Here is a 21499-nt window from a genome sequence, read left to right on the forward strand (position 1 = left end):
ATTCCTCAACGCTTGCAACCCCCTTTTTTATTTTTTATTACCGAGTGCATGTTTTTTGAACTGATTAGTTATTTTTTATATCCTTCCAATGTGATTAAGAACTTTTTTTAAACAATTAAGTCCAGTAGAATATGTCTCTTGCTTCACATTTTTTGGTTTTTTTGATTGAAAATACGGTTTGTTCATAAAACGGCGCAGCTTTTGATACTTGTAGTTGTCATAACTACGAGTGGGCTTTGTTACGCCATTTCAAACCATAGCTTTTATGAGTTGGCATTAACAATATTAAGTTATAGTAAATGGCCTAATACAACACGACCAACTATTTGTGTTATTGATAATCCAGAAGCGACTAATCAATTTCAAGCAAGTGTGAAAGAACTATCTTATGATTATCAAGTGCAGGCAGTGAGCGCCAAAGAGTTTTCTAAGACTCAATGTCATGTTGCTTATTTCTCCACAACATCGCCTCAGCAACAACAAAATTTAATTCAGTCTTACCCTTCTCGATTTTTATTATCATTAAGTACTAATAACTCTACTTGTGAAATCGGAAGTATTTTTTGTCTTTACAATAAAAAGACCTTTTCTACTTTTAAAGTAAATTTAGATGCTTTGAGTTACTCCAAGGTTCATATCGACCCTCGCGTCTTAATTTTGGCGAAGAACACGGAGTAGTTAAAGTGATTTCAAATTTATATCAATCTACTTCATTACATGCATTATTCCGTAAATCTCAATTTACGATTTTCGCAATTACCTTTGTAATTTGTTCATGCACTTTTGCCACGATTTCCATGTTTACGATGGAAACTTATGCAAAACAGAATCTTAAATTGCTGAGTCAAACTGTGCTTGAGCGTATTCAACCAGCAGTCGTCTTTAAAGATAAAGGCGCGATTGATCAAATTTTGGATGACTACACAAGAGAACATGCAATTCGAAGTATCCACGTCTACGATCCGCAACAACAGTTATTAGCAGAAAGTACAAAGAAGATTGCAAACACTTCTTTTTTACAGGATTTACTCGACAAATGGTTTTTGCATGATCCTGTTAAACTTATGATTGTTCACCATAAGAAAAAAGTTGGAGAACTTGTTCTATATGGTAGTTCTGAAAATATTTTACATTTTCTTAAAACCATTATTATTGGTTTAGCTATTTCCATGTTCTTTATTGTGATTGCATTATTATGGTCGGTAAATTTAACTTATCGCCAGATTATGCAAGCAATTAAGCCACTCACGCATATTGCCCAATTAGTCAGCGATCAAAAAGCTTATAATTTACGCTTTCCAAATAATCATATTAAAGAGTTCCAAAATTTAAATACTGTATTTAATGAATTATTAGAAGAAATTCAAATCTGGAATAACAACTTACAAAAGGAAAATCGCCAGCTTTCTTTTCAAGCACACCATGATCAGCTAACAAGTCTACCAAATCGGCATTATTTTTATGAAGAATTACTCAATATTTTTGAAAACCCTCTATTTCGTCACAATTCTGCGTTAATATTCATCGACAATAATAAGTTTAAGCTTATTAATGACCAGTTTGGACATTTAGCTGGAGATGCTGTGTTACGTGAAATGGCTCAGCGTTTAAAGTTATCTGTTCGACAGGAAGATTTTATTGCTCGATTGGGTGGAGATGAGTTTGCGATTATTTTGCATGCAATTCACCATGCTGACCATTTGAAAGCTATTGCTGAGGGGCTACTTGCAAGCAGCGTAGAACCTTTAAATTTTAACGGTGAAATTATTCATTTTGGTTTTAGTCTGGGTATTGCGTTCTCCCAATTTGCAGAAAATCCAGAAGATTTGGTAATGCAAGCCGATCAAGCAATGTATAAAGCAAAGAATTTAAATCCACATTGGTTTTTATATAAACCAGAAATTTAGGACATGTTATGCGCACTCATACCATTAAAATTTCATTTATTGCGTTACTCTGCCTAACATTGGCTGGATGTTTGAGTTTTGGTCCACTTAAGTACCGTCAAGTTAAAATGTTAAAAAAAGAAGGCTTTGTTTTAACGGATGAGGGCTGGAGCCTTGGTTTACCAGAGCGCCTATTATTCGACTTTAATAAATCAGATATTAAGCCAGAGCATGGTAAAGAAATTACTCGCCTAGCAAAACAGCTAGAAAAATATGATTTAGAGAAATTAAAAATCGTCGGGCATACTGACGATATTGGTAATCCTGAATACAATCAGAAACTATCTGAAGAACGTGCTCAGAGTGTTGCTTCTATTTTTGTTAATGAAGGGTTTAGACCAAATAATCTAACTGTAATTGGGCGTGGTTCTAAACAACCATTTGTTCCAAACACAAGTGACGAGAATCGTGCAAATAACCGTCGCGTTGCTGTGATTATCATTCCATAAAATGATTAATAAATAAAAAGGCCAACAATAAAGTTGGCCTTTTTTTATTTTAGCTCAATAATATCAATCGTTGGAGGCACTCTAAATCGAAAAGGAACGCCAACCATGCCTGTACCCACCGTGACAAATACATCTGCATGTTCATGGATATAAAATCCTTTTTTATGCCCTAATATCGAAACTTTCTTCATGATGTAATTGGTAATCCACGGTAATTCAATTTGTCCGCCATGTGTATGTCCTGACAGCATTAACGGACGCATGGGTAACTCTGGAACCATGTCTACAGTATCTGGATTATGTGACAAAATCAGCCACGGTTTATCTTGTGGCAGCTCTGGTAAGAAACGCATATTCGCCTTACCTGCCCATAAGTCACCAATACCCACTAAACGAAACTCATCAAAATCAACAATCTTGCCTTCGATATCAATCACATTATTTTGGCTTAATGCTTCATTTAATAACGCTTGAATCGGTGGTCCAGGATATTGCTCATCATGGTTTCCTGGTACTGAATAAACAGGAGCTTCAATCTGTTTCAATACTGCAAGCTCATGCACTAACCGATTCTCAGGTTCGTATGTCCAATCGCCCGCCACAACCACAAGATCAGGTTTCTCCTGATTCAGCTTTCTAACAATCGTTTTTAACTGTCGCTCATGTCCTGAAAACAATCCAACATGCATATCAGCCACAACAGCCACTTTCACAGGCTTGCTAAATTCACGATGCGGATTCAAACGATATTGATGATGTTTGACGTGAACCGTATGTGGTTCAATAAAGCGGGCGTAAATTAAAAGACTACTTAATAGAAATACAAACGTAGTTTGATGTATGCTGTAGTAACCAATCCACCCTGCATATAAACTAAAAAACCAGAGTGGAATAAGTAAATAAGAGAGATAAAAAGCCAATAAGTGCACAAAAGCTTTAAAAGGATGAATTGTCTCTGTACGTGACTGATGCACCCAAGCCTGTATAAATGCCCAGAGTGCTAGAACTGCGAAAATCGAATAGAAAATCAAAACTGATGTATCTGAATCAAGCATTACAGATCTCATTAACCTCATCTAGGGACAGATATCGCATCTCATATTTATATTTTTAGATGAAATGTTATACTCAAGCCCAACTTTTAATCAGTAACAATTATGACGCAATTTTCTCGCATAAATAGCAAACATACAGAAATAAGTACAACTACTTACAATAAAAGTATGCTTGCGATTTATTGCAGTATTGCGATCACTGTGACGGGCTGTAGTACGTTACCAAAGCACACAATTGAACCAACATCGCAGCCCACCTTACAGATCAACACTGCTGATACAACGTTAGCGCAAGTAATTCAACCTTTACAGCAACAACATCCAAACCTGACAGGCTATCATGTTTTATATGAGCCATTGGAGGCTTTGGCTGCTCGTTTGCGTTTAATTGATAAAGCTGAGAAAACCTTAGATCTTCAATACTATATTTGGGATAACGATAAAGTTGGAGCACTTGCACTACATGCATTGATTGGTGCGGCTGACCGTGGTGTGAAAGTACGACTTTTAATTGATGATAATAATGCAAAACATACCGAAGGTATTTTCTTAGCTTTAGCTCAACACCCTAATATTGAAGTCAAATTATTCAACCCTTATCGCTTTCGCAAATACCGCGCAATCGATATGGTTTTAGATTTAAAACGTATTAATCGACGTATGCATAATAAAAGTTTTATTGCAGATCATCAGGTTGCACTGATCGGTGGTCGTAATATGACGAATCAATACTATAACGTTAGTGATAATTATCAATTTTCAGATGTTGATGTCATGCTGTTTGGAACGGCGGTAAATGACATTTCCAAGTCTTTTGATGATTATTGGAATCATGAATATGCCTATGATGTTCGTGAAATTGTTAATCCAAAATCTCATCGTCTCAGCTATGAAAGTTTAAAACAACAGCTTGATGATCACTATAAAAAAGTCACTGTACAAAACTATTTGGATTTAACTGATCGTTCGCAATCAATCGATGCATTGATCAATCGAGACATTTCATTAGATTGGGTTAAAGCGGAAGTTGTTAAAGACTCACCCGATAAAATCAAGTCTAAAGCAAAAAAGCAAGAACATCTTAATTTCCAACTGATCAATCACTTAGAACAACCTGAGAAAAATATTGATCTTATTTCAGCTTATTTTGTTCCTGAAAAAAAAGGGGCAAAAATCTTAGGTGATCTAGCTCAAGATGGCGTGAAAGTTAGAGTATTAACCAACTCTTTTAAAGCCAATGACGTTGCAGTAGTACATGCTTTCTATGGTAAATATCGAAAGGAGCTTTTAGAGCAAGGAGTCCAACTTTATGAATTCTTACCTGCCTTAGATAAAGATGACCTCGACAAACATACTGAAGATTTAGCCAAAAAAGCCAAAGTTAATATTAAAGGTCTTAGCCGATCAAGTTTACATGCAAAGCTAATGGCGCTGGATGAAAAGCAAGTTTTTATCGGGTCATTTAATTTTGATCCACGTTCAGCTTATTTAAATACTGAAATTGGTGTTTTACTTGATAGCCCGCCTTTGGCTCAAGCTGTGCACGCAACCATGGATCAAAATCTCAGTAAATATGCCTATAAACTTGTTCTAAATGCGAATAAGAAAATCACATGGCAACGCCAAACACCTCAAGGTCCTGTTGTTTACACAAAAGAACCTCGGATGAAATGGTGGCAAAAAGCTGGGGTTAAAGTTTTGTCTTGGCTACCTATCGAAGGTTTTATGTAGCATCAGGTGGGATGTTTAAAACCTTTTGTTGTAACTCTAAAAGTCCCGCACGCATTTGACGATCAACTTCTTTGGTTAAGGTATCAACTGTATGTCCTTCTACAGGAATAGCAGGTAATGTCATTAAATGTGCAGTGACTTTCGGCATTTCTAAAACACGTTGCACATGCTCCGCAAAAGACATTTCACCGATAAAAGGTGCAACCATATCAAGTTCGCCATGTTGATTGACATAGCAAATCACACAAATCTGAACAGGTCGCTGCGCTTCAATCGCAGCACCTAATAATCGACCATGTACTTTTTTAACCTTATGACCATCTGTGGTCGTTGCTTCAGGAAAAAATAGTACTGGAATATCTTGTTTTAAAAACTCAGTAATTTGTTCACGAATCCGAATTGAATCCCCTGAACCTCGCTTAATGAAAAGCGTACCACCACCTTTCGCTAGATTTCCTAGAATTGGCCATTTTTCTACTTCTGCTTTAGCCAAAAAGAAAATACGTGCACCAGAACCAAGTACAGCAACATCAAGCCATGAAATATGATTGCTCACCCAAAGTGCTGGTTCACGCGGAATCGTGCCATGTACCTGTACTTCGATATTGAAGACTTCGCATAGACGGCGACAGAAATACTGCACATAGCGCGTATTTACAGGATTATTTGGATCTTTATATAAACCATGACGATAAATAAGATAAAAGCCTTCACCAATGGTCTCTAAACCAGAGGCTAATTTTCGACTATATAAACTAAATTTTGAAAATAAATTTAATGGTGCGCTATCTACTGCAGTTGTTTCTTGAGTCATAAAATCATTAAAACCATTGGGTTTTCACCCGTCATAGAAACTTGTGACATGAATGTCAAAAGGCACAAGCATCTTTGGATGATACAAGGTGCAGACTTATATAATTCCGCTACTTTTAATTAATCAATCCTCACGTTATACAAAGATAAATTACCAAAAAATCTCGGTATATACGCTTTGAGTTAAGCAAGTTATATCATGCCAATATCCACTTATAAAAGTTATCTCGATAATAAAAAACGAACGTGAACATGATTTTTTTCAATTTCAAATCATCAATCAGATCAAATAACATAAATCAATCGAAATAATAGATTAAAAGAGTCTTACTATGCGCACGAACAGCACCGCCACTGAAGTCGAAAATACCATCTCTTATGGTTATGCTTTAAAAATGTTTTTAGGCTTGGCAATTTTATATATGGGAACGTTAATCGGATTTATTGAGCTGATTCGTCGTAATGTCATATAAATCGAGTAAGTCTTTGCCCTTTCCTTTAAGTTTATTCTAAAATAGGACTTTAATACCTAGGATATGACAGCAGCGTGGAATATTTTGAGCAGCATCAAGGTGGCGAACGGGCAATTTTAGTCAGTGTTTCTGTTCAACTCCTCAATGATCTTGATGCTGAAGAGTTTCGATTGCTCGCTCAATCTGCTGGCGCTGAAATCCTGCAACATATTTCTGTACATAGAAATAAACCTGATCCTAAGTTTTTTATTGGCTCAGGGAAAGTCGATGAAATTGCAGAACTAGTACAGGAACTTGAAGCTGAGTTGGTTATTTTTGATCACTCCTTGAGTCCCGCCCAAGAACGTAATTTAGAAAGAATACTGAAGTGTCGTGTCATCGATCGTACAGGATTGATTCTTGATATTTTTGCCTTACGCGCCCGCACACACGAAGGTAAATTACAAGTCGAACTTGCCCAACTTAAACACTTGTCAACGCGTTTAATCCGAGGCTTTACTGGGAACTTAGAACAACAAAAAGGTGGGATTGGGCTGCGTGGCCCAGGTGAATCACAACTAGAAACTGACCGTCGACTGATTCGTGTTCGTATCACACAACTCAAAGAAAAATTAATCAAGGTTCAACAAACACGCTTACAAGGTCGAGCTGCTCGTCAGAAAGCAGCAATTCCAACTATTTCTCTGGTTGGATACACCAATGCTGGGAAATCTACACTTTTTAATATTTTAGCGAAAAGTGATGTATATGCGGCAGATCAACTCTTTGCAACCTTAGATCCAACCTTACGTCGTTTAGATTGGGATGGGATTGGTACAGTTGTATTAGCAGATACCGTAGGTTTCGTCCGCAACCTACAACATGATTTGGTTGAATCTTTCAAAGCAACACTAGAAGAAACTTTGGAAGCTACCTTACTGTTGCATGTTGTGGATAGTAGTAGCCCTAATATGCTTGAACAAATAGAAGCTGTTGAGTCTGTGCTCAAAGAGATCGGAGCTGATGCACCCATTTTGCATGTTTATAATAAAATTGACCAAAGTGGAGATAGTGCAAAAATCATTTATAAATCTCCTGATTTTCCTGATCGAGTTTATGTATCCGCACACTCTGGTGAAGGTTTAACCTTATTAAGTCAGGCTGTCCAACAATGCTTATTAGGACAATTACAACACTTTAATTTAGTCTTGAAACCTGCATACGGTAAACTACGCACGCAACTCTATACACTGAATGTAATTCAATCTGAGCATTACGATGAGCAAGGTGATTTGCATTTATCAGTTTGTATAGCACCACAAAAACTGGAACAAATCATCAAACAAGCCCACTTACCACTAGATGAAATTCTTGGAGAGAAAGCCGCTTTATTCAAACGACCATTAGAAGAGTTTGAATACGTGAAAGATCAATAAATTTTTTCTTCCCGTGGTAGCATCTTAAGAAAAGAATGACATCATCATAATGGTAATCGTCCATTGTTCAGATAAATGAGTAAGAGACAACATGAAAGATATTGATTGGACAGCTTGGTTTTATACGATTTTATTGATTGTCGTATTTCGTGAGGGTGCCGTCGCAATCACTAAAGCATTTAATCATCCAGAACTCGGTAATCTCGTCGGTTTGATGAGTCTGCTTGCAACATTATTAATCTGGAGACGATTTAGAAAGATTTCAAATCGCTTGATTGATACTAATAATAAAATCATGAAAGAAAGCGCATTTGCATTTTTACCCATCTGTGCAGGTTCTTTGATTATGTTGGTTCACTTAGGCAAAGAGATTCCTGTTTTCTTATTTGTGCTTACTTTAAGTACCTTACTCCCTCTCTGGATTTACGCCAAAATGGCAAAGCGTTGGTTATAGGAGTCGCTAAATATGTTTATGATTATTTATGGCTTTATGATCACCTTGGTGAGCTATCTGATATCGAAACCACTCAATAAAAAATTCCCGCAAATTCCTTTAATCGTGTTTGCAATGTTTATCGTCATTGCTTTATTGGCCATTTTAGGCGTTCCTTATGAGCATTACATGAAGAACGTAAATGATATCTTTAATCATTTATTAGGCTATGTCACGGTTGCCTTAGCTATTCCTTTAGCTGCAATGCGCTATGATGATTTACCGATTAAATCAATGATCGGAATTTTATGCTTTGCGAGTATCAGTGCGGTCGCATTGCCAATGGGTTTGGCATATTTATTACATATGTCTGAACCTACAATCATGGCATTTGCTACACGTGCAGTTACGACTCCTATCGCACTGAACATCGCCACCCTATTACATGCGCCATTGATGATGGTGACATTGATTGTCATCTTATCTGGTGTAATTGGTGCTGCCTTCTCTCCTTGGATTTTGAAACACATCCATGATGAACGTGCATCTGGTCTTGCTTTAGGTCTCGCAGCTCATGCCATCGGAACAGCGCAAGCATGGCAACGTGGCCCTGTGACTGGTCGTTACGCAGCCTTTGGTATGGCAGTAAATGGTGTATTTACAGCGATTTGGTTACCGACATTTATACTGTCTTTATCTTAAAATTTGCCACAAATATCACATTAAGATTGAACTAATTGTCAAAAATCCGACATAATGGGATTTCAAACGTTAAAAGGATTTTTAATGATGGGCAAACAACTTATAGGTGCATTACTCTTATCTGCAATCAGTAGCTTTTCTTTCGCAGAAGACATCACGGGGACTTGGCAAAGTATTGATGACAAAACTGGGGCACCTAAAGCGTTAATTGAAATTCGTAAAGAGACGAATGGTAGTTATGCAGGTAAAATCGTAAAGATCACCCCTCGTGCAGGCTATACTCCAAAGGAAATATGTGTAGACTGTCCAGCACCTTATACCAATAAACCAATCTTAGGCTTAGATGTTGTTACAGGTCTGAAGCACAGTGAAGGACTTAATTATAGCAATGGTCGTATTCTTGATCCGAATACAGGCAAAGTTTACAGCATGAAAGCAAAATTAAGTTCAAATGGCAAACGATTGCATCTACGTGGTTATCTTGGTGTATCGGCTTTAGGACGCAATCAAATCTGGATTCGTACTGAATAAAACTCAGATAGACAAAGCATCTACCATCTTCTCTTAGATCACTTTCGATCACGGTTTATACAAAAAGCTTTCTCATTGTCTAACAATCTTTGAGAAAGCTTTTCTACTTTTCATCCTAAAAATTATTGAAATTTCAACAATTAATAAAAATGCACAATTGTAAAATAAAGATTGAATCTATTATTAGAAATCCGAAATAATAGAGGAACAAGAATATAGGCTGAGCGGCTTAAATATGTATACAAAATTCATTACACTATTTTTATTCATGGGGCTAAGCCATCTAACATTTGCACAAGATATTACAGGAACTTGGCAAAGTGTAGATGACCTTACGGGTGCACCTAAAGGGCAAGTTGAAATTACTCAAAATGCAGATGGCACCTATACGGGCAAGGTTACAAAAATTACACCTCGCACAGGATATACACCAAAAGAATTCTGTACGGGCTGTCCTGCGCCCTATACCAATAAACCAATTTTGGGTTTAAACGTTATTACCAAACTCAAGCACAAAAAAGATTTAACGTATACTGGTGGGAAAATCTTAGATCCTAACAGTGGTCGCATGTATAGCCTCACAACAAAACTGAGCTCGAATGGACAGCGTTTACATTTACGTGGCTATGTCGGCGTTTCTGTATTAGGACGCAGCCAAATATGGATTCGAGTCAACAATAAAACTGAATAATCAATAAAAAAGCCCAGAATATTCAGGGCTTTTTTATCACTTAATTTTTAACGACCTTGCAACTTTGAATAATCTAGAAGCACATTTGCAGCCTCATTAATGAAAGTTTCTTCCTCTGGTAACGGTGGACGAAGATGTGCTTTCATTTTGGCACGTGATTCAACTAGAGCATCAATAGATGCTTGATAGCTTTCCCAGTTTGCATACGGTGCTTGCCCTGTTTCTTTGCGACGCTGGTTTTCAGCCTCTAAAGTTTGTTTTTCCAAGTCAATCAATTCAGCTCTGCGTTGATCAATATCTAGTACAACTTTTTTCTGCTCAGAAGTTTTCTGAGAAATTGCTTTACGTTGTTCTAAATATTTAAACTGCGGATCAAGCGCTACACGTTGCTGAGAAAGTTCAGACAATTTCGTAACATAAGGTTGTATTGAACCTTCACGCTTGAATGGCGCAGTTGGAATCGTATCCCATTTCAACGCATTCTTCGCCTTACGCTCACCAAACTCTTCATTGTAAATATCAACCAATTTGATGTCTGGAACGACCCCTTTATTCTGCGTACTGCCACCTGTTACACGGTAGAATTTACGTTGTGTCAATGTCGCTTGACCATGAGCTAAAGAATCTAATTGGACTTGTGCCGTTCCTTTACCCGTAGTTGTGCTACCAATGATAATACCGCGCTCATAATCCTGAATCGCTGCAGAATAAATTTCACTCGCTGAAGCTGAAGCTAAATTCACAAGTACCGCCATTGGCCCTGCATAAATTTGCTCACCGCCATCAGTATCTTCAAAGACATTGACATTACCATTACCATCACGGATTTGGACAACAGGACCTGACTTGATCACCTGACCAAGCATACGGGCAACTTCTTCTAATGAACCACCTGGGTCATTACGTAAGTCGACCATAATGCCTTCCACTTTTTGAGCTTTTAATGACTCAAATGCTTTTGCTGTATCTTCAGAGACTGAGCGATATTCAGTACCAGCACGGCGTGAACGGTAGTCAAAGTAGAAAGATGGAATTTCAATCACCCCAAACTTATGTTTTTTACCGTCGCGAGTAATTTCAACGGTACGAGAGCGAACACCTGCATCTTCTTCTTGAATGATGTCACGCGTTAAAGTGACATTACGTGCTTGGCTCATCGATGCACCAGCGCCCAACAAACGAACCACTACTTTCGTACCACGTTTACCACGAATCAAACCAACGATTTCGGAGCTAGGCCAGCCAATCACATCCACCATTTTTTCGCCATCTTGAGCAACCCCAATAATGCGATCTCCTGATTTCACTTGACCTGATTTACTTGCTGGCCCGCCTTCTACGATGGTTTCAATCTTAGTGTAATCTTCATTACCACGTTCTGGGCGAATCGAAACACCGATGCCTTCTAACTGTAAAGTTGTTTGACGATTCAACTCCATCGCATCAATCGGCGGATAATAATTACTGTGTGGATCGTAAGTCGCTAACATCGCGTTCAGTGTTTTATCTAACACATCATCACTTTTGACACGACCAATACGCTCTAATTGACGAGTATAACGTTTAGTTAAAGTTTGAACTGGGGTTAAATCTTCTGGGCCCGTCAAATCTTGTCCATTGGCAAGCGAAGGGTTAGCTTTTAAGGCTTTTTGTTTCGCTTGCTCCTCTTCTTTGCTGATCGTTAAATTAATTAATTGTGAAACCAGCATTTTCTGCCAGTGTGCTTGTTGCTCGGCAGAGGTTTTAAAATATGCCGCTTTTTCACGATCAATATCTAAATACACATCTTTTTGATTCAAGTTCTGTGGCTTTTTTAATTCAGCTAACATGAATTCATAGAACTGTTTCAAACGGTCACGATATTGAGCATGAATTGCATATGGCCCTGTCAGGTTCCCTGCTTTTAAGGCGCTACCAAAATTTGAACCATATTTATTCTTATAGTCTTCAACTTCACTGCTTAAAAATAATGAATGATCTGGATCAAGGCTATCGAGATACATATCTAAAATACGATTTGAAGTTGTCGCATCCAAACGCATATTTAAATAATGCTGACGATCGACCAAGGTTGCTAGCTGGCGCGCGACCAAAGCTTGCTCTTGCGATGGTTTGATTACGCTTGAAACGATTGGCGTTTCAGTTGCTGCAAAAGCCTCATTGATTGTATGAGAAAAAAATAAACCACCAGTCGCAATTGCAACTGCACACGCTATCATTTGAAGTTTCATAAAATTCTGGTACTTCCTTGGATCTGGCAATTATTACATGCTACTATCATCATATGAACATAATTCATTCGATAGTTTTGCAACATGTAGAACTTATCAATCTTCATAAATAAATGACCAATAAGCACTTATCATCAATATCATCTAGTTTTATCATATTCTGTACTGACAAAATGTAGCAAATCATTGCACAATTTAGCTATCGTTTTTTTCATCAAAATTCAAACGGAATCCATATGATCGGCGCATTGATGCTGGATATTGCTGGCACAGAACTTACTCAAGAAGATATTGAACTATTACAAGCTCCGCAAGTCGGCGGAATAATTTTATTTGCACGAAATATTGAATCACCACAACAAGTTCGAGCACTTACGGATCATATGCGTCAAGTCCGTCCTGATATTCTGATCGCGGTCGATCAAGAAGGTGGTCGTGTACAACGCTTAAGACAAGGTTTCACGCTACTTCCTGCAATGGGACGACTTGGGGAACATTACTTACATCATCCTGAACAAGCCATTGAACTATCAGAACAATGCGGTTGGTTAATGGCAACAGAAGTTCTCGCGGTTGGTATCGATTTTAGTTTCGCTCCAGTCTTAGATCTCAATGATGTTAGTGATGTGATTGGTGATCGTGGTTTTGCTAAAAATATACAAGACATCATTCCACTGGCAGATGCTTTTATGCGTGGTATGAAAAAAGCAGGCATGGCAACGACAGGCAAACATTTCCCTGGGCATGGTTCAGTGAAAGCGGACTCTCACATTGCTGCTGCGATTGATAGCCGCTCATATCAAGAAATCTACGACAAAGATATGCAAAGCTTCATTCAATTAATGCCGCAACTCGATGCCTTGATGCCAGCTCATGTGATCTATGATCAAGTTGATCCAAACCCAGCTGGCTTCTCTCCATTCTGGTTGCAAAATGTCTTACGCCAACAACTTAAATTTGATGGGGTTTTATTCTCTGATGATTTAAGTATGCAAGCAGCTTGTGTTGCTGGTGGCGCTGATGCACGTATTCAAGCAGCCTTAAATGCAGGTTGTGATATGGGCTTAGTGTGTAATGATCGCGTTGCTGCATGTACTGCATTAGACGGAATTGAAGTGTTGGCTTTACCAAATCAGCAACGTTTAGAGCGTATGCGTGGCAAAATTCCAAATATCGACGTGGGAACAACACTCATGTTAGATGAAAACTGGGATAACGTCAGAAAAGTCATTGAAGAATTTAAGAATTCGTTCTAACTTTACTTAGATTTTTCCATTGTTTTATTAAGATAATGGAATCTTGCCGAGTGCTGATCTGACTGAAAAAGTTTGCCTTCGGCTCGACACACTTTTTAGGGATGAAAAGTAAGCAAAAATCCTTTGTTAGGCTGAGGGTACATCCTTGTAACCCCAGCCCGACAGCGGCATACATGCCGCTCTAAGATAGTAAATAACAAACCTAAAATCGGATTTGGTAGCAAAATCTCAACGTTAAAAAGAGATTAATTTTATATATCCAAATTGGGAAAATAGAGTCTAGGACAGATGACACAACAACTTTCAAAACATCGCCATATTTCATTTACTGCACACTACACTGGCTATATTTGGTATCAAATGGGGATTTCACATCCAGCTTTAGCAACTGCCAAAGGCAAAACACTAGCAGCACTTGTACATCCAATTGAAAGTTGGGCTGAAAAATATGTTGGTGGTAGCATGCGCACCACGCTTAAACAACGTCATACGATGCTTGATCATGACTTACAAGAATTAATTCAGCAGTACCCTGATATCCAAGTACTCGAAATTGCATGTGGCTTGTCACCGCGTGGTTGGTGGTTTAGACAACATTACCCAAATATTACCTATCGCGAGCTTGATTTACCTGATATGGCTGCAACCAAACAAGCCGCCCTGCAACAAATTGAAGGTGAAGTTGATGATGTCCTTTCAGTTGATTTATTCACAGAAACATTCGCTTCGGCATTTGAAGTATTTGATCCAAAACGTCCACTTGTGATTATCAGTGAAGGTCTCATCAATTATTTTGAAAAGCCTTTATTACAGCAATTGATTAAATCTATCGTCACTTATGGTCAAGACTTTAAAGAACTACATTATTTAACTGATCTCTATCCAGAACCAACGCAAAATAAACTCGCTACCATTATTTGGAACAGCAGTCGTCTACTTAAATGGATGTCTCGTAGCGCGTTTAGTTTTCACTTTAAAACACCTGCCGAAGTTGAAAGTTTCTTTTACGAAGCAGGTTTTAAACAGGTTGTGATCCAACAACCAAAACAGTTTTTCGAGCAGCAGATCCTAGAAAACAATCAGCAGCATTTAGGTGATCTCGTCTGGACTATAAAAGCGAGCAATAATAAATAGACATTAAAAAAGGTGGGTTATCCCACCTTTTTTATTTATCACGATTATTCAGCAGGTTTTTGACGTGCAATAAAACGAGTCAAACGGTCTGCCACATCAAAACTACCGTGTTTGAACAGAATACGAAGCCCTTGCTCAGTAGCATCAAAGGTTAAGCACTCAATTTTAAACTCACCTTCTTCATCAACCAAATGTAATGCTAAATCACGCGGATGCTGACGAACAAAGTCAAGTTGTTCAAGATTATCAAGTTTTAAAAACACACCGAAGAAAGTGATATCTACAATTTTTACACCAGCTTCAGTATCTGAATGGCGATGAGATAATTTCGTTTCAGGCTGCAAAACAGGGATACGCTCTTCACCACGACGCTCGATGTTCTTCATTTCTTCACGCGTCATAGGAATAATCCCATCAAGATTATCGATGGATTCTCCTTTTAAGAATGAGGTGAATAAATTCATGGTTTCTTTACGGCGTTGCAGTTGCGGTACATGATCTGCATTGGCAATTAAAGCAAACTGCATATCTTGACATTGTAAAGCGAAATCAGCATTTTCATGTGGCAAAGTAAAACTATCGTACTGACCAGCCGCGACTAATGTTTTACATTGTGGAACTGGCACATCACTTAAACGCAGTAAACGATTACAATTAATCTCATAACGCTCTCGCTCTGTCGCAGTAAACTCAGCCATTTGTCTGAAGAACAAACGTTTTGCTGTTGGTGACATCCGCGTTTTGTCTAGCTTCGCATGATTTACGAGATACAAAATTACAGCTTGACCAAACTCCTCCATGCGGTCTTCACGCATTAAATGCAGAGACTCTTCAAGCAGCATACGCCAACTCTTGCGGGTCTTTTGCATAACCCCCATTAACACCATACGATCAATCAGTTCTGGACGTTGGTGAGCAAAAGAAGATGCAACCACTGAGCCTAATGACATCCCCATTACTGAAACTTTTTCAATTCCAACGATATCAAGCCACTGGCCTAACATTTTAGATAAATCGGGTAGTTCTAGAATTCCAGCTGACTCACCTGTATCAACATTACGGATTTGTTGATTAGCTCCCATTGAAGGTAAGTCAATTAAAATCACGGGTCCACTCTCAAAGAGTTGCTCAACACAATACTTATAAGAGTTAAAATTTTGAAATGCGCCCCCGACAATTACAATTGGCGTGTTGTAGATCGTTTTAGGATCTGCAATTGCCATATATTCAATTTTCCAACCATCTATCCATGTCGTACGTGCTGGTTGTTTAAAACTGTTTTTATTGTATATGTCGAAAAAACCAAAACCCGTGAAGGTATGATTTAAATCCGAGTCCATTTGGATAATGGAATTCATATCCTTCCTCCATCCTTGATTATTTTTTTGCAGCAAGAGTCTCATTTTTAGCGATTTCTACTTGCTAGTTAACAAATTTATAAAATTTGTATTACATTTATCCTATACATTTTCATTCTATACAAATGCACGTTTTATACGCAATCATTTCCTTAACCACTTATCTTGTTTAAAGCAATAATCTTTTGCAAAATATGTAGTCTTAGTGATTTATTTAATATCTCCATCGCATTTAAATCAAAAGGTTTGAGCGATTTAACAATTTATAATTTTTTGAATTGTCGGTTCAAACTATTCATTGTTCCGCATTTGACTGTTACTATCTTTATAAATACATGCAATCATCAAAATGCTATGCAAGACTCTATTCAAAATTATATGCAGCAGGTCGGTATCCAAGCGCGTAAAGCGTCTCGTGTTTTGACTAGCGCATCGACTCATTTGAAAAATCATGCATTGTCTGCAATTTATACTGCTTTGGAAAATAATCAAGCACAAATTTTAGCAGCCAATCAAATCGATATGGAAAATGGTCGCCAACGCCAATTAGACAACGCTTTGCTTGACCGTTTAGAGTTGACCCCTGCCCGCTTTAAAGGCATGTTACAAGGTCTTAAAGATGTGATTGCCTTGGTTGATCCAATTGGTGAAATCACGGATCTTGCTTACCGTCCATCAGGTATTCAACTTGGTAAAATGCGTGTGCCTTTAGGTGTCATTGGTATGATTTATGAATCAAGACCAAACGTGACATTAGAAGCAGCGTCACTTGCTTTAAAGTCAGGTAATGCCATCATTTTACGTGGCGGTTCAGAAGCACTTGAATCAAATAAAGCCATCGCAACAGCGATTCAACACGGTTTACAAGTTGCAGGATTACCTGAGTATGCCGTGCAAGTAATCGATACACCTGATCGTGCTGCAGTTGGTCATTTGATTACCATGACTGAATATGTTGATGTGATCGTACCTCGTGGTGGCAAAAGCTTGATTGAACGCATTACCAATGAAGCGCGTATTCCAGTGATTAAACACTTAGACGGAAATTGCCACGTTTTTGTCGAAGCACAAGCGGATCTTCAAAAAGCATTGCCTATCGCACTAAATGCTAAAACACATCGTTATGGTGTGTGTAATGCGATGGAAACATTATTGGTCGATGAAGCAATTGCCGATGACTTCTTACCGAGCATTGCTGAACTTTATGCTGAAAAGCAAGTTGAGCTTCGCGGTTGTGCAGAAACACAACGTATTTTAGGTGATTCAGTTAAAACGGCGACTGAAGAAGATTGGTATACCGAATATCTAGGCCCAATCTTGGCGATCAAAGTCGTCAGCGGCATGGATGAAGCTATTGAGCATATCAACAAATATGGTTCTCATCACACAGATGCCATCGTAACCGAAAACTTTAGTCTAGCACGCGAGTTCCTCGCACGTGTTGACTCAAGCTCAGTCATGATCAATGCCTCAACCCGTTTCGCTGATGGCTTTGAGTATGGTTTAGGTGCTGAAATTGGAATTTCAACCGATAAAATTCATGCACGCGGACCTGTTGGTTTAGAAGGTTTAACCTCACAAAAATGGATTGTTTTTGGTGATGGTCAAATTCGCCAATAATTTATTTTTGTTGTTTTAAATATTCCACACGATAAAGCTCATCAACTTGATCTTTATCGTGTTTTTACATAATTTCATACAAAAAATATGTGCAAAATAAACACATCACTCAAAAGAAATTATGATTTGCAACCTATAATTAATGAGATTCAATTATAAATCAGTTGTATAGGCTAAAGTCTATTTTCACCAATACAACAACCCATGTTAAAACATTGCGCTTGATTCCACTGCCTTTTGCGTTGCAGCAAGATCAAAGTGTTCGTCATAAAATTTAAAATCTGTTAGGTGTTCAAAACGTGGCTAAATCTGTACTTGTAATTAACTGTGGTTCATCTTCAATCAAATACGCGCTAATTTCTGAGCGTCGTGAAGATCGTATTTATGGCTTGGCAGAAAACTTAGGCTCTGCTGATGCACGAATCAAAGGTGTGACCGTTGGCGGTGAACCCTTAGAGCTTTCGATTCCACATGCAGACCATGCAAAAGCACTTGAAACACTTTTAGCTCGCCTAGCAAATTATAATCCGCAAGCAATTGGTCACCGTGTCGTTCATGGCGGCAACCTCACCAAAGCAGAGCTTTTAACGCCTGAAATCGTGAAACGCATTGAAGCTGCAACACCTTTAGCTCCATTGCATAATCCTGCACATTTGGTCGGTATCGAAGCAACCATGCGTTTGTTCCCTGAATTACCACAAGTTGCTGTATTTGATACTGCATTCCATCAAACCATGCCTGAACATGCATATCGTTATGCATTACCACAAAATTTATATACAGAGCACCACGTTCGTCGCTATGGCTTCCACGGTACAAGCCACGCTTATGTAACAGAGCGTGCAAGTGAGCTTGCAGGAGCAAAAAATCAAGGCGGTTGGTTAAGTGCACATTTAGGTAACGGTAGTTCGACTTGTGCGGTTTGGAATGGCCAAAGTATTGATACATCAATGGGAATGACACCACTTGAAGGTGTGGTTATGGGCACGCGTAGCGGTGATGTAGATCCAAGTTTACATCTGTTCTTGGCAAGTAACTTGGGCTGGGATATTCAGAAAATTGACAATATGCTCAATAAAGAAAGTGGCTTGCTTGGCCTTTCTGGGTTATCAAACGATATGCGTACTTTAGTTGATGCTTCAAACGATGGACATGAAGGAGCAACACTTGCAATCGAAGTATTCTGCTATCGTCTAGCAAAATCACTCTCAGCACTTAGCTGTGGGTTATCACGTTTAGATGGTTTGGTATTTACTGGTGGAATTGGTGAAAACTCGGCTTATGTTCGTGAAAAAACTTTAGGTTACTTATCTCACTTTGGCTTACAGTTCAGTAAAGAGAAAAATGATGCGCTCCCTCGCGGTACTGAAGGTCGTATCGATGCAGGTGAAGGCCCTCAGATTTGGGTGGTGCCTACAGACGAAGAAGGCCGTATTGCTAAAGAAACACGTCAAGTGGTTGAGCAAACTGTTTCAGCTTAGTCCAAAGAAAATTTAGATAAAAATTAAGGTCATTATGAACACGATTTTATTAATTCCTACAGGTGAAGGTGTTGGTTTAACATCAGCTTGCTTAGGTATGATTTATGCATTGGACTGTAAAGGTATTAATGCGGGGTTTCTAAAACCATTTTCTCAAATTGCAGATACAACGGTTGATCGCACAACAACGCTATATAGCCATTTATTTCAACATCAATCTGTTGAACCAATTACTTATGAAAAATTAACGCAATTAATTTCATTAGGTGAAACAGACGAATTACTTGAAGAAGCAGTTGCCCTTCATCGTAAAATTTCCGCACATCATGATGTGATTATTGTGGAAGGTCTAGTTCCAAATGGACAAGATCATTTTGCAAGCGAAATCAATGCAGCACTGGCTCAAGCACTTGATGCGCAAGTTGTACTTGTCAGTACCGCAGATCTAGCTGATCCACGCAAAACAGCCGAAAAAGTTGATGCACACCTCCGTCAATTTGGTGGTGCTGCATCTGCTCGTACTACAGGCGTACTGTTCATGCGAACCAAAGGGCTTCCTGATGGTACTGCTGAAATCCCAGTCACCCTTGATCCAAGTTTACGTTTAGAAAAGCAAATCGCTGAGTTTTCAGTTGAGTTACAACGTTACAATCGCTTCATGGGTACCAATGAGCTGCCAATTATTGGACTCGTTCCATTCAGTAATATTTTAAGCGTTCCAAGAAGCTTGGATATTGCCCCACTGGTCAATGGGACATGGTTACATGAAGGTGAGGCCAAACAACGTCGTATTTTACATACCAGCTTGGTTGCATCGGATATTGAATCTGAACTACATAAATTTGTTGCAGGTGAGCTGATTATTAGTGCGTCTCAGCGTACCGATACGCTACTTGCAGCAAGCCTTGCAAGTAGTAACGGTATTCCGCTCGCAGGCCTAGTTTTAACGGAACAAGCTGCGCCAGCAGACAATGTCTTAGAATTTTGTCAAAGTGCCATTAAGCAAGGTCTACCGATTTTGCATACGTCTTTAGACACCTTAGAAACAGCACAACGCTTACATCACTTTGGTAATGAAATTCCAGTTGATGATACTGAGCGCGCAGAACAAGTGACCCGTTTTGTATCTAGCCATATTGATAATCAATGGCTTGATCAGCACACGCAAAATAATTTACATCCACGTTTGTCGCCTTCAGCATTCCGTTATGAACTGGTTCAAAAATCAATTTCAGCGAAAAAGCGTATTGTTTTACCTGAAGGTGATGAACCTCGTACCGTTCAAGCCGCGGTGATTTGTCAAACGCGTGGTATTGCACAATGTATTTTGCTTGCTAAGCCAGAATCTGTAGCCGAAGTTGCAAAAGCCCGTGGCATTCAACTACCTGATGATTTAGAAATCATTGATCCAGACAGTATCCGTGATCAATATATCGAACCGATGGTAGAGTTACGCAAAGGCAAACTTGATGCACTACAAGCCAAAGCACAACTGCAAGATACCGTAGTACTTGGTACGATGATGCTTGCACTTGATCAAGTGGATGGTTTGGTTTCAGGTGCAATACACACAACAGCAAATACTGTTCGCCCAGCATTCCAGCTTATTAAAACTGCGCCGAACTATTCACTCGTCTCGTCTATTTTCTTCATGCTGCTGCCAGATGAAGTTTATGTGTATGGTGACTGTGCAATTAACCCTGATCCAAATGCAGAACAACTTGCTGAAATTGCGATTCAATCAGCAGACTCGGCAAAAGCATTTGGTTTAGACCCACGTATTGCCATGATCAGCTACTCAACAGGCACATCAGGAACAGGTGCGGATGTTGAAAAAGTTGCGGAAGCGACCAAAATTGCACAACAACGTCGACCAGATTTATTGATCGATGGTCCTTTGCAATATGATGCGGCTTCAGTTGAGAGTGTAGGTCGTCAAAAAGCGCCAGATTCAAAAGTTGCTGGTCGTGCCAACGTCTTTATCTTCCCTGATCTCAATACAGGCAATACGACCTATAAGGCGGTGCAACGTGCTGCCAATGTCGTGAGTGTCGGTCCAATGCTGCAAGGCCTAAACAAGCCTGTGAATGATTTGTCTCGTGGTGCATTGGTTGATGATATTGTATTTACCATCGCATTAACTGCGATTCAGGCAAAACAACAAGACTAACATATTGTTC

General features: G+C 38.8%; 19 protein-coding genes. 15 read left to right on the forward strand and 4 right to left on the reverse strand.

The window, feature by feature from the left end:
* Window positions 1-204: 204 nt before the first annotated feature.
* The 3 genes from ACF8D3_RS03315 to ACF8D3_RS03325 are packed head-to-tail and all read left to right on the forward strand — an operon-like array spanning window position 205 to window position 2395.
* Entirely contained in the window at window positions 205-678 is a 474-nt protein-coding gene (locus ACF8D3_RS03315) for a YfiR family protein (RefSeq protein ID WP_004877477.1), read from the forward strand.
* A 5-nt stretch (window positions 679-683) separates the two neighbouring features.
* Window positions 684-1907, forward strand: coding sequence for a diguanylate cyclase domain-containing protein (locus tag ACF8D3_RS03320; RefSeq protein ID WP_004877479.1), 1224 nt, complete (start codon window positions 684-686; stop codon window positions 1905-1907).
* A gap of 8 nt (window positions 1908-1915) precedes the next feature.
* Window positions 1916-2395 (forward strand): OmpA family protein, encoded by a 480-nt coding sequence (locus tag ACF8D3_RS03325; RefSeq protein WP_392470148.1) that lies wholly within the window; start codon window positions 1916-1918, stop codon window positions 2393-2395.
* 44 nt (window positions 2396-2439) lie between these two features.
* On the opposite strand, the gene ACF8D3_RS03330 is transcribed toward ACF8D3_RS03325, so the two are convergent.
* A complete protein-coding gene (locus tag ACF8D3_RS03330) occupies window positions 2440-3450 on the reverse strand; it encodes a metallophosphoesterase (protein WP_392470150.1) in 1011 nt (336 codons plus the stop codon).
* 168 nt (window positions 3451-3618) lie between these two features.
* Here ACF8D3_RS03330 and ACF8D3_RS03335 point away from each other — a divergent pair, with 168 nt between their 5' ends.
* Window positions 3619-5181: a phospholipase D family protein gene (locus ACF8D3_RS03335; RefSeq protein WP_017196799.1), complete on the forward strand. Its 1563-nt coding sequence runs from the start codon at window positions 3619-3621 to the stop codon at window positions 5179-5181.
* Here ACF8D3_RS03335 and ACF8D3_RS03340 read toward each other — a convergent pair.
* Window positions 5174-5995 carry a 1-acyl-sn-glycerol-3-phosphate acyltransferase gene (locus ACF8D3_RS03340; protein WP_061392384.1) on the reverse strand — a complete coding sequence of 274 codons (822 nt, stop codon included), beginning with the start codon at window positions 5993-5995 and terminating at the stop codon, window positions 5174-5176. The genes ACF8D3_RS03335 and ACF8D3_RS03340 overlap by 8 nt on opposite strands.
* Before the next feature lie 331 nt (window positions 5996-6326).
* Here ACF8D3_RS03340 and ACF8D3_RS03345 point away from each other — a divergent pair, with 331 nt between their 5' ends.
* The 6 genes from ACF8D3_RS03345 (at window position 6327) to ACF8D3_RS03370 (ending at window position 10239) form a co-directional block, all read left to right on the forward strand.
* On the forward strand, window positions 6327-6467 hold the full coding sequence (locus tag ACF8D3_RS03345) for a hypothetical protein (RefSeq protein ID WP_392470152.1): 141 nt from the start codon (window positions 6327-6329) through the stop codon (window positions 6465-6467).
* Window positions 6468-6541: 74 nt separating this feature from the next.
* Window positions 6542-7882 (forward strand): ribosome rescue GTPase HflX, encoded by a 1341-nt coding sequence (hflX, locus tag ACF8D3_RS03350; protein WP_392470154.1) that lies wholly within the window; start codon window positions 6542-6544, stop codon window positions 7880-7882.
* Window positions 7883-7973: 91 nt separating this feature from the next.
* Window positions 7974-8336 (forward strand): hypothetical protein, encoded by a 363-nt coding sequence (locus ACF8D3_RS03355; RefSeq protein WP_061392382.1) that lies wholly within the window; start codon window positions 7974-7976, stop codon window positions 8334-8336.
* A 12-nt stretch (window positions 8337-8348) separates the two neighbouring features.
* Window positions 8349-9017: an LrgB family protein gene (locus ACF8D3_RS03360; protein ID WP_004877491.1), complete on the forward strand. Its 669-nt coding sequence runs from the start codon at window positions 8349-8351 to the stop codon at window positions 9015-9017.
* An 87-nt stretch (window positions 9018-9104) separates the two neighbouring features.
* Entirely contained in the window at window positions 9105-9548 is a 444-nt protein-coding gene (locus tag ACF8D3_RS03365; RefSeq protein WP_023012931.1) for a DUF2147 domain-containing protein, read from the forward strand.
* 235 nt (window positions 9549-9783) lie between these two features.
* Window positions 9784-10239: a DUF2147 domain-containing protein gene (locus ACF8D3_RS03370; RefSeq protein ID WP_392470156.1), complete on the forward strand. Its 456-nt coding sequence runs from the start codon at window positions 9784-9786 to the stop codon at window positions 10237-10239.
* Window positions 10240-10286: 47 nt separating this feature from the next.
* Here the strand turns inward: ACF8D3_RS03370 and ACF8D3_RS03375 are convergent, their stop codons facing one another.
* Window positions 10287-12470, reverse strand: coding sequence for a carboxy terminal-processing peptidase (locus ACF8D3_RS03375; RefSeq protein ID WP_392470158.1), 2184 nt, complete (start codon window positions 12468-12470; stop codon window positions 10287-10289).
* A gap of 236 nt (window positions 12471-12706) precedes the next feature.
* Between ACF8D3_RS03375 and nagZ the strand changes: the two genes are divergently transcribed.
* The gene (gene nagZ, locus ACF8D3_RS03380) at window positions 12707-13726 is read left to right on the forward strand and encodes a beta-N-acetylhexosaminidase (protein ID WP_392470160.1); all 1020 of its coding nucleotides are present in this window, start codon (window positions 12707-12709) and stop codon (window positions 13724-13726) included.
* 288 nt (window positions 13727-14014) lie between these two features.
* Window positions 14015-14860 carry a class I SAM-dependent methyltransferase gene (locus tag ACF8D3_RS03385; RefSeq protein WP_004877499.1) on the forward strand — a complete coding sequence of 282 codons (846 nt, stop codon included), beginning with the start codon at window positions 14015-14017 and terminating at the stop codon, window positions 14858-14860.
* Window positions 14861-14904: 44 nt separating this feature from the next.
* On the opposite strand, the gene ACF8D3_RS03390 is transcribed toward ACF8D3_RS03385, so the two are convergent.
* On the reverse strand, window positions 14905-16218 hold the full coding sequence (locus ACF8D3_RS03390) for an alpha/beta fold hydrolase (protein WP_004877501.1): 1314 nt from the start codon (window positions 16216-16218) through the stop codon (window positions 14905-14907).
* A 354-nt stretch (window positions 16219-16572) separates the two neighbouring features.
* On the opposite strand from ACF8D3_RS03390, the gene ACF8D3_RS03395 reads away from it, so the two are divergent.
* From ACF8D3_RS03395 to pta, 3 genes are all read left to right on the forward strand, one after another.
* On the forward strand, window positions 16573-17838 hold the full coding sequence (locus ACF8D3_RS03395; protein ID WP_061516184.1) for a glutamate-5-semialdehyde dehydrogenase: 1266 nt from the start codon (window positions 16573-16575) through the stop codon (window positions 17836-17838).
* 299 nt (window positions 17839-18137) lie between these two features.
* A complete protein-coding gene (locus tag ACF8D3_RS03400; protein ID WP_392470164.1) occupies window positions 18138-19319 on the forward strand; it encodes an acetate/propionate family kinase in 1182 nt (393 codons plus the stop codon).
* A gap of 34 nt (window positions 19320-19353) precedes the next feature.
* Complete coding sequence (gene pta / locus ACF8D3_RS03405) at window positions 19354-21489, forward strand: phosphate acetyltransferase (protein WP_004877506.1); 2136 nt, start codon at window positions 19354-19356, stop codon at window positions 21487-21489.
* Window positions 21490-21499: the final 10 nt, after the last annotated feature.

Source organism: Acinetobacter sp. YQ_14 (genome assembly GCF_043102985.1).
In the GTDB taxonomy this organism is placed as follows: Bacteria; Pseudomonadota; Gammaproteobacteria; order Pseudomonadales; family Moraxellaceae; genus Acinetobacter; species Acinetobacter venetianus.

Excerpts from the sequence above, each read along its gene's own strand:
- ACF8D3_RS03365 (WP_023012931.1), top strand. The coding sequence starts at position 9,105 with ATGGGCAAACAACTTATAGGTGCATTACTCTTATCTGCAATCAGTAGC.
- ACF8D3_RS03375 (WP_392470158.1), bottom strand. The coding sequence starts at position 12,470 with ATGAAACTTCAAATGATAGCGTGTGCAGTTGCAATTGCGACTGGTGGT.
- ACF8D3_RS03385 (WP_004877499.1), top strand. The coding sequence starts at position 14,015 with ATGACACAACAACTTTCAAAACATCGCCATATTTCATTTACTGCACAC.
- ACF8D3_RS03340 (WP_061392384.1), bottom strand. The coding sequence starts at position 5,995 with ATGACTCAAGAAACAACTGCAGTAGATAGCGCACCATTAAATTTATTT.
- ACF8D3_RS03335 (WP_017196799.1), top strand. The coding sequence starts at position 3,619 with ATGCTTGCGATTTATTGCAGTATTGCGATCACTGTGACGGGCTGTAGT.
- ACF8D3_RS03330 (WP_392470150.1), bottom strand. The coding sequence starts at position 3,450 with ATGCTTGATTCAGATACATCAGTTTTGATTTTCTATTCGATTTTCGCA.
- ACF8D3_RS03370 (WP_392470156.1), top strand. The coding sequence starts at position 9,784 with ATGTATACAAAATTCATTACACTATTTTTATTCATGGGGCTAAGCCAT.
- ACF8D3_RS03355 (WP_061392382.1), top strand. The coding sequence starts at position 7,974 with ATGAAAGATATTGATTGGACAGCTTGGTTTTATACGATTTTATTGATT.
- ACF8D3_RS03345 (WP_392470152.1), top strand. The coding sequence starts at position 6,327 with ATGCGCACGAACAGCACCGCCACTGAAGTCGAAAATACCATCTCTTAT.
- pta (WP_004877506.1), top strand. The coding sequence starts at position 19,354 with ATGAACACGATTTTATTAATTCCTACAGGTGAAGGTGTTGGTTTAACA.
- ACF8D3_RS03360 (WP_004877491.1), top strand. The coding sequence starts at position 8,349 with ATGTTTATGATTATTTATGGCTTTATGATCACCTTGGTGAGCTATCTG.
- ACF8D3_RS03395 (WP_061516184.1), top strand. The coding sequence starts at position 16,573 with ATGCAAGACTCTATTCAAAATTATATGCAGCAGGTCGGTATCCAAGCG.
- ACF8D3_RS03390 (WP_004877501.1), bottom strand. The coding sequence starts at position 16,218 with ATGAATTCCATTATCCAAATGGACTCGGATTTAAATCATACCTTCACG.
- ACF8D3_RS03325 (WP_392470148.1), top strand. The coding sequence starts at position 1,916 with ATGCGCACTCATACCATTAAAATTTCATTTATTGCGTTACTCTGCCTA.
- nagZ (WP_392470160.1), top strand. The coding sequence starts at position 12,707 with ATGATCGGCGCATTGATGCTGGATATTGCTGGCACAGAACTTACTCAA.